Below are 12,776 nucleotides of genomic sequence, written 5' to 3'. Positions count from 1 at the left end.
AATAAGCACCGTCATGTTGTTTGGGTATATAGTTAATCTACGATATACTTAACAAAAAACCATTATTGAATAAATGTGACCCAAAACGACCCGCACCAACAGCGAGAAGCTGATAAATACGAAAAGCCAGTAGCTAGCCGTGAGCTACTAATATCGATGATCGAAAAATCGAATACCCCACCAACATTTAAAGCACTGGTTAATCAGCTTAAATATCATGATGAAGATATGCTTGTTGGCTTGAAACGTCGTTTACGTGCCATGGAAAATAGTGGTCAAATCGTTTTTAATAAATTTAAACAATATGCTATCGCCTCACGCAGTAATGTATTAACGGGTAAAGTGATCGGTCATCGTGATGGTTTTGGCTTTTTCGCGCCAGATAACGGCGGTAAAGATCTCTTTATTTCTTCGCATGAAATGCAACGTGTCATTCATGGTGATGTCGTAGAAGCGATATTACTTGATAGAACCGATCGTAAAGGCCGCAAAGAAGTCAAAATTCTTGATGTAGTTGAACCGCGCAAAGCCGGAGTTGTTGGGCGCTATTATGTTGATCATCATATCGCTTGTGTTGTACCTGACGATGCGCGCATCAAACAAGAAATTTTAATTAAACCAGATAAAAAATCTGGCGCTCGTCATGGTCAAGTGGTCATGGTTGAAATTATTCAAAGACCGACCAAACGCTCAAACGCCGTTGGCAAAGTTATTGAAGTACTGGGCGAGCATATGGCGCCGGGTATGGAAATTGAAATTGCTTTACGTGAGCATGATTTGCCACATCAGTTTTCTGCCGATGTTTTAGAAGAAGTTTCAGCTATTGCAGATGAAGTTGAAGAGTCAGCAAAAGCGCCAAGAGTTGATTTACGTGACTTACCACTAGTGACGATTGACGGTGAAGATGCCCGTGATTTTGATGATGCGGTTTACTGTGAACCTAAACCTAGTGGTGGTTGGCGTTTATGGGTTGCAATTGCCGATGTTAGTTATTATGTGCGTTCGAAAACAGCACTTGATGAAGAAGCTATTTCACGTGGTAACTCAGTATATTTTCCAAGCCAAGTTATTCCAATGCTACCGGAAAAATTGTCTAATGGACTATGCTCACTAAATCCTGATGTTGACCGATTATGTATGGTTTGTGAAATGACCATCAGTGCAGCAGGTAATCTTTCTGGTTCAAAATTTTATCCAGCAGTAATGCGTTCTAAAGCGCGTTTTACTTATAGTAAAGTAGCCACTATTTTAGGGGTTAATCCGCAGCAAACTGATGAAGAGTCTCGTGAGGCTTTAAGAGCCGAATACCAACCTTTAGTGGCTGATTTAGAGAATCTAAATCAAATGTATCAAACATTAACTAAGGCAAGAGCCGAACGTGGTGCGATTGCTTTTGAAACCACAGAGTCATTATTTCTTTTCAATCAGGATAGAAAAATAGATTCAATTATACCGTTAGTACGTAATGATGCGCACAAGATCATCGAAGAATGTATGATCCTTGCCAATGTTGCGACGGCCAAATTTATTGAAAAGCACAATAAGCCGGGTTTATTTCGCGTTCACGATAAACCGAGTGAAGACAAATACAACAACTTTATGAGTTATATCAGTGAACTTGGGCTTGATATGTCGTCGATGGGAGAGCGAAAAGCACAACCAGAGCCATCTGATTATTGCCATATTCTAGAGAAAATTGCCGATCGTGCTGATCAAGAACTGATCCAAACCATGCTATTGCGTTCAATGCGCCAAGCGGTATATCAAAGCGAAAATATTGGTCATTTCGGCTTGGCTTTGCCATCGTATAGTCATTTTACGTCACCTATTCGTCGTTATCCTGATTTAGTTGTTCACCGCGTAATAAAAGCGATTTTAGATGAACAAGCACAGCAAGAAGCTAATGCAGGTGGTCATAATTATTCTCCTGAAGCGGTAATTGAACTTGGCGAACATTGCTCGATGACTGAACGACGCGCTGATGATGCCACTCGAGATGTGTCTGATTGGTTAAAATGTGAATATATGCAGGATCATGTTGGAGCAACCTTTACTGGCGTTGTTTCGACGGTTACTAATTTTGGTATCTTTGTACGTTTAGCTGACTTACATATCGAAGGTTTAGTGCACATTACTTCATTAGGTCATGACTACTATCACTTTGATGATGTGCGTATGTCTTTGACCGGAGAAAATACTGGCGCTAAATATCACATTGGTGACACGGTAGAGGTACAAGTTGCAGCTGTAAACTTAGACGAAAAGAAAATAGATTTAGCATTGGCGGGCGATAATGCTGTGCTTAAACGAGCTAAGCCTCTACCTAAAGGCAAAAGTAGTGATAAGCACAAACGTGGTAAACGCGCTAATGGCAAAGCCAAAGATACAAAAGCAAACTTTGATGAAAAAGCTAAGCCAAGCAAAAAAACTGGCAAGTCAGATGCTAAAGCGAAGAAAAAAACCGACAAGTCAACGACTGCAAAAGCCAGTAAACGAAAAGCCCGGAAGAAACGTCCAGGCAAAAATGCTAGAAAAGCAAAAGCCCAATAAAGCATAGATAGACATAACTTAATAAGTAACTCGATAAAGCAATATACTGTAGTCGGTTGCGATACATTGAAAAACAATAGCGAACAAATTTATGGCGAAGCAAGAAGAATTGGCATTTGGTATTCATGCTGTACAAGCATTAATTGAAAGTGCTCCAGAAAGATTTATTGAATTATGGTTACTGAAAGGTCGTGAAGATGACCGTTTAATGCCGATTATCAATTTAGCAAAAAAATATGGTATTCCAGCACAAATGGCAAATCGCAAAGTGCTTGATGATAAAAGTGAAGGCGAGCAACATCAAGGTGTAGTTGCCCGTGTAAAGCCAGGCAAAACCTTCACAGAAGCTGATTTGGACGATATTCTTGCTGCAGCAGAACGCAAACAGCAAGCACCATTTTTGTTAATTTTAGATGGTGTAACTGACCCTCACAATTTAGGCGCCTGTCTGCGTAATGCTGATGCAGCAGGTGTGCAGGCAATCATTGTGCCCAAAGATAATGCCGCTAGAGTTACCGCAACGGTGCGTAAAGTTGCCGTAGGTGCCGCTGAAAGCGTACCGTTAGTGCAAGTAACCAATTTATCAAGGACCATGAAAGCCTTACAACAAATGGGCGTATGGATTATCGGTACAGCTGGTGAAACAGACAACTGTTTATACAGTGAAAAATTGTCAGGTCCAATGGCCTTGGTGATGGGCGCTGAAGGTAAAGGCATGCGTCGTCTAACACGCGAAAACTGCGATCAACTGGTTAAATTACCGATGGCAGGCACCGTCTCTAGTTTGAATGTTTCCGTGGCAACCGGTATTTGTTTATTTGAAATAGTTCGGCAGCGCTTAGTCGGTTAATCTTCAGGTAAGTACTTTTTCCTTATGTGCTGTAATTGCCCCTTTTTTGATAGCTTTGCTAAAGCTGAGGTAAATAGTTCTATCACGCATACAGGAGTCTCCTTATGGAAAGTAAAGTTGTTATCTAGGCTATCTTTTAAAGTAAGGAGAGTTCTGATGTTATGTTTATCTGAGCTGGCATCATTGTATTGGTATTTTACTAGCTCTTCGTTAAATGATATAGCATCAACACGGCCGTGATAGAGCATATTAACCATGCTTTGATGTGAGGTTGTGGCTACTTGTTTAGAGTTGATGTTTTGCAGTGCTAGTTGACCTATATCTTCTCTTACAACCGCTATAGATAATTCTTTGATTGGCCGTTTACGTAACTCCTCTAGGCGCTCTTCAAGTACCATAATAGAAATAGTTGTAGGTAAAGGAGTTGCAACTAAGGTGTAGTGTTCTGCTCGCTCTTTAGTATAAACCATAGTAAAGGCAGCAAATTTTTGTGATAGCTTTAAATCTCTTACTAATCTGGCCCAAGGGATTAATTGGATGTCATCGCGGGTAAATGTAATTTGTAGTTCTTCATAAACCATTTCGAGAATGTCGACCGACATTCCTGTAAGCCTACCTTGTTCATCGTAAAAATTGTAGGGAGGGTAGTCCTCAGTTAACCAAATATAGTTTTCTAATATCGCTTTTCCTTTACTCTCTTCACAGGCGTATGCTGTTGTTGTAAGTAAAAAGCAAAATAATAAAGTGAACTTTAACAGCTGTTTAAAAGGAATGCGTTTATAACACATACTTTATGTACTTAAAGTTATGATTAACCATACTAAAGAGTATAGTTTAATTTTTTGTTTAAAGTGAAGCTTAACTTATTTGATGCCTAGCAAACTATGGAAAGTCTATATACCTTGCATTAAAGAAGTAAAGTTTATTTATTCATTATACTTTTCTACACTTAGAATAAATGTTGAGAATTAAAATGTAGGATTACTTTTTGATGGCTCTTATCACAAAAATAACGTTACTGTGTATTAATAGCCCTTTCCAATTAATTACCAAGGCGAAGGGGAGTTGTTATCGGTTTCAATATATCAGTATGTTACTTCTGTTGGTGAACACTAGCGTTTTTTCTGATGAGATTAACTTGGCTGTATCTAATGTTACTACTGGCCCTGTGTCACAACTAGGTACTCGTTTGAATCAAGGCGCAAATGTATATTTTAATAAAATAAATAAATTAGGTGGTATTGCAGGGACATCAATAAACGTTATTCATCTCGATGATGGTTATGAGCCATATAAAACTTACCAAAATACACTTGGCTTTTTGAAACGAAACGATATTTTTGCCTTTTTTAATTTTATTGGAACTCCCACTACTTATGCTGTTATTAATGAAATTTCAGTAAGCAACATTCCCTTTATAACACCACACACTGGTGCTGAGTTTTTGAGAAGGCCAATAATAAGCAATGTTTTCAATTTAAGGGCTAGCTATTACGAAGAAGTAGAGCAGCAGATAAACTATTTAATAAACGCTAGAAAAATTACTAAAATTGGGCTTTTAGTTCAAGCAGATGAGTTTGGTCGCTCAGTCGAAAAGGGCTACATACAAGCGATGAAAAAGAGAGGGGTCAAACCTGTTGTTACTACAAGATATAGGCGAAACTCACAGGACATAAGCTTAGCTCTTAGTATCTTGCAGAAAGAAAACGTTGAAGCAATTGCTTTTGTTGGTACCTACGAGCCTCTTGCTGAACTAATTAACTTGGCATTTACCTATGATTATAAACCAATTTTTACAACAGTTTCATTTATTTCAAGCAAAGACTTGTTTAGTAGAATAAAACAATCAAGTGAGGTTCTAGTGACGGAAGTAGTTGTTGACCCAAAGGCATGCACTAAAGAGATTTGCCAACAATTTATTTATGATATGAAACAGCAAGGCATAATTGAGGTTGATAGGGTGCAATTTGAAGGCTATCTAAATGCCTTACTTTTTGTGGAGGTTGCACGGCAATGTTCAAACCAGTTAACCCAAGCCTGTTTTATGAAGAAAATATCGAAATTTCAATATGATGAGAAAGGCTTATTGATTTCTTTTCGTAATAATTCTCATCAGGGCTCTTCTGAAGTTTTTTTAAATTTTTACCTTAAGCCTTAATCATAAACTTAAATAAATATAAGGTTATGATTAAGGCTTGCCTTTACTGCTTACTTTCCCTACAATACGCGTCCTTAATTCAGCCTGAACTTTTGTTCCTTGCCTCAACTGGTGTTGGCTGAGCCAGATGATGAGGCTACAACCGTAAGGAGCTCGTAATGCGTCATTACGAAATCGTATTTATGGTTCACCCTGACCAGAGTGAACAAGTACCAGCTATGATTCAGCGTTACAGTGACATCGTCACTAATGCTGAAGGCAAAATCCACCGTCTTGAAGACTGGGGTCGTCGCCAATTAGCTTACCCAATCAATAAATTGCACAAAGCACACTATGTTTTAATTAACATTGAAGCGCCTCAAGCAGCTATTGATGAACTAGAAACTTCTTTCCGTTATAACGATGTTGTTATTCGTAACATGATCATGCGCACTAAAGGCGCGGTAACTGAGGCTTCAGCTATGGCTGTTGCTAAAGAAGACCGTCGTGAAGAGCGTCGCGAAGTGAAGAAAGATGTTACTGAAGCACCAGTTGCTGAAGCACCAGCTGCAGAAGAAGCTGCGAGCGAAGAATAAGTAACCAGTGACCAACTCTCTTTCTATGACAAGTAGTCAAGAGAATTGCTTGGTGTTGACCGGACATGTGGTAAAACCACCTAAAACGTCAACTAGCCCAGCCGGTATTAAGCACTGTCAGTTTTCAATGGACCATAAGTCTATACAAAATGAAGCAGGGTTGAACAGACAAGCATTTGTTCGAATACAGGTTGTTGCGACAGGTAATGTGTCACAACACTTAACTCGTGATTTAATTGAAGGGTGTAATATTAGAGTGACTGGTTTTATTAACCGTCATGAATCCAGAAACGGAAATCCGCTTTTGGCATTACATGCCCAACAAATTGAAATGATTTAATTTAGGCCATTTTATTTAATCGACAATTGTCAGTTAATATAAAGGAAGCCAATTTAGGAGAAATCCATGTCTCGTTTTTTTAGACGTCGTAAGTTCTGCCGCTTTTCAGCGGAAGGTGCTGCTGCAATCGATTATAAAGATACAGCTGTACTAAAAAACTATATCACTGAAAGTGGTAAAATTGTTCCTAGCCGTATTACTGGTACAAGTGCTAAATATCAACGTCAACTTGGTCGTGCGATCAAGCGTGCTCGTTACTTAGCATTATTACCATATACTGATTTACATAAGTAACCTAATAAGGGGTTTTGAAAATGGAAGTAATCCTTCTTGATAAAATCGCCAAATTAGGCGGCCTTGGTGACAAGGTAACAGTTAAATCTGGTTACGCTCGTAACTTTTTATTACCACAAGGTAAAGCTGTTTTTGCCTCTAAAGCTAACGTTGAGCACTTTGAAGCTCGTCGTGCAGACTTAGAGAAGAAACTTGCTGAACAATTAACTGCTGCAGAAGCTCGTGCTGCGAAGTTAACTGAATTAGCTGAAGTTACTATCGCTTCTAAAGCTGGTGACGAAGGTAAATTATTCGGTTCTATCGGCACTCGTGATATTGCTGATGCAATCTCTGAAGCTGGCGTTGCAGTTGTTAAAGCTGAAGTACGTTTACCTTTAGGTAGCATCCGTGAAACAGGTGAATTCGATATCGTAATTCACGTGCACAACGATGTAGATGCAACAATTAAAGTTGTTGTTATTGCTGAAGCTTAATCGCTCCTAGCAAAGATATATTGAAAACCCTGAATTCTGTAAAGAACTCAGGGTTTTTTTATATCTTGGTATTTATTTTCGTAATTACCGACTTATATACAGCGTGATTGATTTTGGCAAGTTTTCCAAACGGATGTGTGATACTAGAATAACGCAGGAGCAGTCACTGAAAACAGCCACTCTCTGCAAGTAATGCCTTGCTTTTAAGCTTTTAAATTCACGCTAAGCGGTCAATCTATTATACGTATTGGTATTATTTACTCATTGGCGGCAAAGGTAATGTTGGCCATTCATCTTCATTCAGAATACCGCGTTCAAACATGCCTGCCAGTCCTTGTATGCCACCCGTATGTAATAATATAATCCGGTGTTGAGGCTGGAAATAGCCTGACTCAATAAGCTCTAACAATGCTAGAATCATTTTCCCTGAATACACAGGTTCAAAGTCAATGCCTGTGACCTGACTAAATTCCCGTACTTTTTCTGCGTCTTGTTGGCTAAATTTAGCGTAACCACCGCAGTGATATTGATTCATGATAGACCAATTGTTAAGCTTTTTGGCTTCAGCAGGTAGAAGTTCTTCTACCTGACTTTCGAGGTAGCCTTGCTGTTTTAACACTGATATGCCAATTAGTTGGTGTTGCGCCTTATCTCCTAGAATAAGTCCCGCTAACGTGCCACCGCTGCCTACGGGAGTTATCAACGTGTCAAACTCAGTCTGTTGATTTAACTCATCGATAATTTCTGCTACGCCAGCCAATGCAAGAGTATTACTGCCACCTTCAGGCACTATGATGTGATCTGGGTATTGTTGTTGTAATTGTTGTAGGTAACTCTCATCATTACGTAGCCGATAAGTTTTTCGGTCAACAAAGTTGAGTTGCATGCCCCAATGCTTGGCCCAAGCCAAAGTATAATTATCTTGGTTACTTACTTCTCCGCGAATAATGCCAATAATGGGTAAATTTTGTTGATAGCAAGCAAATGCCGCGGCGTGAATATGGTTAGAAAAGCAACCGCCAAAGGTAATTATACCTTTGGCGGTTGCTGCTTTAGCATGGCGTAGGTTATGTTTTAATTTACGCCATTTGTTACCTGAAATGATATTGTTGATTTGATCATCGCGCTTTATGGCGACAGAAATGTGATGCTTTTTAAATATTGGGTGGCTAATTGATTGCAATTTCGATAACGCAGTCATAAAAGGGTATCTCTAAATAAACTAAATAACATGAAGCAATTAAAACACTTGCGCGGAAATTAGAATCAGCGATAATGGTTTTTACCTGGCACGTATATAAAATAATAATATCGCTTAATGACAATTATTACACGTATCCAAAGTATTTTCTCAAAGCCAAAATCTTCTGATTTGATTGGTATTGCTTTGCGACAGCAGTCGATAGCTTTTTTTGCTAAAAAAAATAGCGAAAATACATCTGGCTCTAACGAAGTTAAAAACTTGTCACTGATTAATACGTTAAAGGAATTAGCCATTGAACATGCACTACAGGGGCAATGTCACTTAGTGTTATCAAATATGCATTCACACATTGTACAAGTAGATAGACCTAAGGTTCCCGACGCCGAAATTAACGCCGCGTTGAAATGGCAAATTAAAGACTTAGTCAGTATTGTACCAGATAATATGGTACTTGATTATTTTGATGGTCCAACACTATCTGGTGGCGTTGAAAAAATTAATGTGGTCTGTACTGCAAAAGATGATTTAGTTGAATTAGTTACGAGCCTAAATACTGACACGCTAACAGTTGAGAGTATTACCACTGAAGAGTTTGCTTTTGCCAGTTTGTTACCTATCCAGCAAGACGCCATATTATTAGTTTGTCAGCAGCCTAATGAAGAAATAAATTTATTGATTGTTAAGGATGGGCAACTATTTTTTAGTCGCCGTTTACGTGGTTTCTCTCAAATAGCAAAAAAATCGACAGATGAGTTAACCATGGGCATGATTGATTCATTAAGCTTAGAAATTCAGCGCTCAACTGATTATTTTGAACGTCAACTCAAGCAAGCGCCGGTTAAAACTATTGAAGTTTTGGTGCCAATGCTAAATGAAGCTTTTTTAGCTCGTAAGCTTGCTGAAAACACTAACCTAGAAGTTAAGTTATTTACGATGCCTGACTTGCTTGAAGGTGAACGCGAGAATGCAGTCGCGATAGCAGCCACTCAGTTGCACTTTATGGAGCCAGAAAATAATGGCTAAATATTCGATCAATTTATTGCAAGCTGATTTACTGCCGCCAAAAGTTTTGTGGACGCTTAACCGTGTTATGAGTCTATGGTTTTTGGTGTTAGCCGTGATGTTAGTTTTGATGTTTGTTGTTCGATTACAAGTGAATAGTTTGAATGTCGAATTTCAAGCGCTAAACTCTGTGAATACTAACCAAAAAATACAGTTGAAAAACCTAGAACTTGATGTCGCTAGGAATCGTCAAGATGCAGAGCTTTTAGCGCAATTAAATACGATTAAATTGGTTATTGAAAATAAGCAGCACTTACATCAGCAATTAACCGACCCAGCACAAACTTACAGCGCAGGATTCTCAACTGCTATGACTGAGTTATCGGAGCTTCATGATAAAAATATTAGCTTACAGCGCGTCAATATTGGTAATGGTAATATAACTTTTGCTGGTTTAGCACTAAGCCCTGATGCAGTGCCTAATTGGCTATCAGGCTTTGAGTCTTCAACATTTTTATCGGGTAAGCGCTTTATCAATTTCACTTTATCAGAAAATGAACAACAGTTAACTGAGTTCGTTGTTAGTTCTGCTGAAGTAAAAAAAGGATTAGCGCGATGACGAGATGGCAACGTTATAGCGAAAAATTTACCAATGCATCTAATCGAGAGCAGTATTTAATTATTATTGCTGGCTTAGTGGCTATTGTTTTTATTTCATATAGTTTGTTTTTAGACTCGTCGTTTCAGCGTATCAAGCAACTGAATAAGAATATAATACAAACGCAGAAAAGTAATAGAGATAATATAAACTCAATTGCAATGTTTGAGCAGGCATTACGAGAAGACCCTAACCTTGCACTAAAAAGAGAGTTAAGCCAATATCAAACAAAGTTAGGTGAAATTGACCAAGAGCTGTTGCAGTTAACTTCTGACTTAATCGATCCAATTCAAATGCGTTATGCCTTAATAAAATTACTAAAATTACAATCAGGCGTTAAATTATTGTCATTTAAAGTACTATCTGCACAACCAGTAACGGAAAATCGTGATGTAAATAGGGATGGTATCTCTATTGATAAATTGCCAGAAACTAAAAAGCTAAGTACTGAAACAAGCCAACTACGCTTATACCGCCATGGTATAAAAATTAAATTACAAGGGCAGTATTTTCAACTGAAAAAATATTTAGCCCAGTTAGAAGGTTTGTCGTGGAAGTTTTTCTGGCAAAAATTTGATTACCAGTTAAAAGAGTATCCGGTTAGTGAGCTTGAAGTGGAAATTTATAGCTTAAGTACTGCACAGGAGTTTATTGGTGTCTAAAATCTTGCGAGCGTTATTGCTCTTTTTGCTGCCTTTGGCAGTCAACGGTCAACAAGTTGACCCTACTCGACCGTTTGGTATTTCAGCATCTTCGTCCTATAGTGATGATGAGAAAAAAAATGACATAGTTTTACAGTCAATTATACAGAGCCAACAGTTAAAAAAAGCAGTGATTAACGGTAAAACGCTAATTGTAGGCGATGTATATAAAGGTTACGAGGTAACCGCGATAAATTCGAAGAGGGTGGTATTGCACTCACCACAAGGTAGAATGGAATTGTCTTTATTTTCCGGTGTTATAGCGAAATCGAAATGAAAAAAATAATGAAAAATACAAAACACCAAATGCAGTTATTTTGTTACTCGGCAGTATTGGTATTATCGGGTTGTCAGTCAGCCCCTAAGCCGCCAACCGATGTTACCCAAGCTTTGGACGCAGCAATAGCTGAAGCGAGTCAACCAGCACCAAAGCCATTACAGCGTTTACCTAATGCACTTCGACAAGAGTTAATGCAAAAAGAAATTCGGCAAGCTCGCCATGGCTTATTGGCTGAAAAACGTTTACAAATAGCGGCAAGTGGCGTGGCAGCGGAGCAATTCTTTGCTGCCATTGTTGAAGATTCCCCTTATAGCATTGCTATCCATCCAGATGTTTCAGGTGCCATTACCTTAAATTTGAAAGATGTCACTATTGATGAAACCTTAGACGTTGTTGGCTCGTTATATGGCTACGATATTCGTCGGCAAGGTCGGGTTATTCAAGTGTATCCTGCCGGGATTCGCACTGAAACTATTCCATTAAACTATTTATACGTTAAACGTATAGGTAATTCTAGCACCAGTATAAACTCAGGCGGCGTATCAGAAAACGATCCTAATAGCTCAAGTAATAGCAGTAACAATAACCAAAATAGCAGCAGTAATAACAGTAATAATGGCAGTAATCGAAATAGTCAAAATGGTAGCAGTGGTATTAACATTTCTACTGAAAATGAATCGGATTTTTGGACTGAATTAAAGGAAACACTAACAGCACTAGTTGGAAGTGAAGGTGGGCGTTCTGTGATTATTTCACCGCAAGCAGGATTGGTAACTATTCGTGCATTGCCGTCAGAAATAGCCGCAGTAAAGCGTTTTATTACTACAACTGAAGAACATTTACGTCGTCAGGTTATTATTGAAGCAAAAATAATGGAAGTTACTCTTAATGATGACTATCAACAAGGTGTAAAGTGGGAACAAGTACTTAGCCATATTGAAAGCACAGATATAGGCTTTTCAACATCTGGTGGTATTGCTGGAAATGTTATTTCATCAGCGATTGGTGGAACGACAAGTCTAAGTTTTTTGAATAAAGACTTCAGTGGGGTTATTGAATTACTTTCAACCCAAGGTAATGTGCAGGTGCTTTCGAGTCCACGAATTACTGCAACGAATAATCAAAAAGCAATTATTAAAGTTGGCAATGATGAATATTTTGTTACTGATGTTTCCAGTACGACCACAACAGGAACTTCAACAACCACAACACCTGAAATTGATTTAACACCATTTTTTTCGGGTATTGCATTGGATGTTACGCCACAAATTGATGCCAATGGAGAAGTAATTTTACATATCCACCCTTCTGTAACACTTACGGCAGAACAAACGAAAACTATTAAGCTCAGTGATCAAGATATCGTACTGCCATTAGCTCAAAGTAGTGTGCGTGAATCTGACACTATTATTCGGGCAAAATCAGGTGAGATTGTTGTTATTGGTGGCTTGATTGAAACGCGTAAAACGGATTTGGAATCTAAAACCCCGTTTCTTGGTGATATACCTGTATTTGGTGAGTTGTTTAAAAGTAAGAGTGAATCAGTGCAAAAGAAAGAGCTGGTTATATTACTTAAACCAATTGTCATTGGGCATGATACCTGGAAAAACCAGTTACAGGATGCTAGGGCACTGCTAAAACAGTGGTTTCCTGAAGACTCGGATGCCAAAGTCATGAGTAATTAAGTAAGA

General features: G+C 38.5%; 14 protein-coding genes. 12 read left to right on the top strand and 2 right to left on the bottom strand.

The window, feature by feature from the left end; genetic code table 11:
* Positions 1 to 75: 75 nt before the first annotated feature.
* Positions 76 to 2,550 (top strand): ribonuclease R, encoded by a 2,475-nt coding sequence (gene rnr / locus B7C41_RS08930; protein ID WP_085298434.1) that lies wholly within the window; start codon positions 76 to 78, stop codon positions 2,548 to 2,550.
* A gap of 91 nt (positions 2,551 to 2,641) precedes the next feature.
* A complete protein-coding gene (gene rlmB / locus B7C41_RS08925) occupies positions 2,642 to 3,400 on the top strand; it encodes a 23S rRNA (guanosine(2251)-2'-O)-methyltransferase RlmB (RefSeq protein ID WP_085298433.1) in 759 nt (252 codons plus the stop codon).
* Here the strand turns inward: rlmB and B7C41_RS08920 are convergent.
* Positions 3,397 to 4,188 carry a substrate-binding periplasmic protein gene (locus B7C41_RS08920; protein WP_085298432.1) on the bottom strand — a complete coding sequence of 264 codons (792 nt, stop codon included), beginning with the start codon at positions 4,186 to 4,188 and terminating at the stop codon, positions 3,397 to 3,399. The two genes, rlmB and B7C41_RS08920, sit on opposite strands and share 4 nt — an antisense overlap.
* Before the next feature lie 350 nt (positions 4,189 to 4,538).
* Between B7C41_RS08920 and B7C41_RS08915 the strand changes: the two genes are divergently transcribed.
* The 5 genes from B7C41_RS08915 to rplI all read left to right on the top strand — a co-directional run bounded on the left by B7C41_RS08915 (position 4,539) and on the right by rplI (position 7,240).
* Positions 4,539 to 5,558, top strand: a complete 1,020-nt coding sequence (locus tag B7C41_RS08915; protein WP_158089104.1) for an ABC transporter substrate-binding protein — start codon at positions 4,539 to 4,541, stop codon at positions 5,556 to 5,558.
* A 158-nt stretch (positions 5,559 to 5,716) separates the two neighbouring features.
* Complete coding sequence (gene rpsF / locus B7C41_RS08910) at positions 5,717 to 6,133, top strand: 30S ribosomal protein S6 (RefSeq protein WP_085298430.1); 417 nt, start codon at positions 5,717 to 5,719, stop codon at positions 6,131 to 6,133.
* A gap of 7 nt (positions 6,134 to 6,140) precedes the next feature.
* Positions 6,141 to 6,473 carry a primosomal replication protein N gene (gene priB / locus B7C41_RS08905; RefSeq protein WP_407919554.1) on the top strand — a complete coding sequence of 111 codons (333 nt, stop codon included), beginning with the start codon at positions 6,141 to 6,143 and terminating at the stop codon, positions 6,471 to 6,473.
* Between the two features lie 66 nt (positions 6,474 to 6,539).
* The gene (rpsR, locus tag B7C41_RS08900) at positions 6,540 to 6,767 is read left to right on the top strand and encodes a 30S ribosomal protein S18 (RefSeq protein WP_077283912.1); all 228 of its coding nucleotides are present in this window, start codon (positions 6,540 to 6,542) and stop codon (positions 6,765 to 6,767) included.
* 20 nt (positions 6,768 to 6,787) lie between these two features.
* Entirely contained in the window at positions 6,788 to 7,240 is a 453-nt protein-coding gene (rplI, locus tag B7C41_RS08895; RefSeq protein WP_085298428.1) for a 50S ribosomal protein L9, read from the top strand.
* Positions 7,241 to 7,493: 253 nt separating this feature from the next.
* On the opposite strand, the gene B7C41_RS08890 is transcribed toward rplI, so the two are convergent.
* Positions 7,494 to 8,441 (bottom strand): 1-aminocyclopropane-1-carboxylate deaminase/D-cysteine desulfhydrase, encoded by a 948-nt coding sequence (locus B7C41_RS08890; RefSeq protein ID WP_085298427.1) that lies wholly within the window; start codon positions 8,439 to 8,441, stop codon positions 7,494 to 7,496.
* Between the two features lie 117 nt (positions 8,442 to 8,558).
* Here B7C41_RS08890 and B7C41_RS08885 point away from each other — a divergent pair, with 117 nt between their 5' ends.
* Genes B7C41_RS08885 through mshL form a run of 5 tightly spaced genes read left to right on the top strand, consistent with a single transcriptional unit; the run spans position 8,559 to position 12,770 of the window.
* Complete coding sequence (locus B7C41_RS08885; protein ID WP_085298426.1) at positions 8,559 to 9,467, top strand: hypothetical protein; 909 nt, start codon at positions 8,559 to 8,561, stop codon at positions 9,465 to 9,467.
* Positions 9,460 to 10,065 carry a PilN domain-containing protein gene (locus tag B7C41_RS08880; RefSeq protein ID WP_085298425.1) on the top strand — a complete coding sequence of 202 codons (606 nt, stop codon included), beginning with the start codon at positions 9,460 to 9,462 and terminating at the stop codon, positions 10,063 to 10,065. Before B7C41_RS08885 ends, B7C41_RS08880 begins: the two co-directional genes overlap by 8 nt.
* Entirely contained in the window at positions 10,062 to 10,766 is a 705-nt protein-coding gene (locus tag B7C41_RS08875) for a hypothetical protein (RefSeq protein WP_085298424.1), read from the top strand. The genes B7C41_RS08880 and B7C41_RS08875 overlap by 4 nt, the downstream gene beginning before the upstream one ends.
* On the top strand, positions 10,759 to 11,082 hold the full coding sequence (locus B7C41_RS08870) for a hypothetical protein (protein WP_085298423.1): 324 nt from the start codon (positions 10,759 to 10,761) through the stop codon (positions 11,080 to 11,082). Before B7C41_RS08875 ends, B7C41_RS08870 begins: the two co-directional genes overlap by 8 nt.
* Before the next feature lie 8 nt (positions 11,083 to 11,090).
* Entirely contained in the window at positions 11,091 to 12,770 is a 1,680-nt protein-coding gene (gene mshL / locus B7C41_RS08865) for a pilus (MSHA type) biogenesis protein MshL (RefSeq protein ID WP_085298717.1), read from the top strand.
* Positions 12,771 to 12,776: the final 6 nt, after the last annotated feature.

Source organism: Cognaticolwellia mytili (assembly GCF_002104475.1).
In the GTDB taxonomy this organism is placed as follows: Bacteria; Pseudomonadota; Gammaproteobacteria; order Enterobacterales; family Alteromonadaceae; genus Cognaticolwellia; species Cognaticolwellia mytili.
The sequence above is the reverse complement of the archived record's forward strand: the minus strand, read 5'-3'. Positions and strand labels throughout refer to the sequence as shown.

What these genes read in the sequence shown, in the direction of transcription:
- B7C41_RS08890 (WP_085298427.1), bottom strand. Translation starts at nt 8,441, where the DNA reads ATGACTGCGTTATCGAAATTGCAATCAATTAGCCACCCAATATTTAAA.
- B7C41_RS08885 (WP_085298426.1), top strand. Translation starts at nt 8,559, where the DNA reads ATGACAATTATTACACGTATCCAAAGTATTTTCTCAAAGCCAAAATCT.
- B7C41_RS08880 (WP_085298425.1), top strand. Translation starts at nt 9,460, where the DNA reads ATGGCTAAATATTCGATCAATTTATTGCAAGCTGATTTACTGCCGCCA.
- B7C41_RS08875 (WP_085298424.1), top strand. Translation starts at nt 10,062, where the DNA reads ATGACGAGATGGCAACGTTATAGCGAAAAATTTACCAATGCATCTAAT.
- B7C41_RS08920 (WP_085298432.1), bottom strand. Translation starts at nt 4,188, where the DNA reads ATGTGTTATAAACGCATTCCTTTTAAACAGCTGTTAAAGTTCACTTTA.
- rpsR (WP_077283912.1), top strand. Translation starts at nt 6,540, where the DNA reads ATGTCTCGTTTTTTTAGACGTCGTAAGTTCTGCCGCTTTTCAGCGGAA.
- mshL (WP_085298717.1), top strand. Translation starts at nt 11,091, where the DNA reads ATGAAAAATACAAAACACCAAATGCAGTTATTTTGTTACTCGGCAGTA.
- rpsF (WP_085298430.1), top strand. Translation starts at nt 5,717, where the DNA reads ATGCGTCATTACGAAATCGTATTTATGGTTCACCCTGACCAGAGTGAA.
- rplI (WP_085298428.1), top strand. Translation starts at nt 6,788, where the DNA reads ATGGAAGTAATCCTTCTTGATAAAATCGCCAAATTAGGCGGCCTTGGT.
- rlmB (WP_085298433.1), top strand. Translation starts at nt 2,642, where the DNA reads ATGGCGAAGCAAGAAGAATTGGCATTTGGTATTCATGCTGTACAAGCA.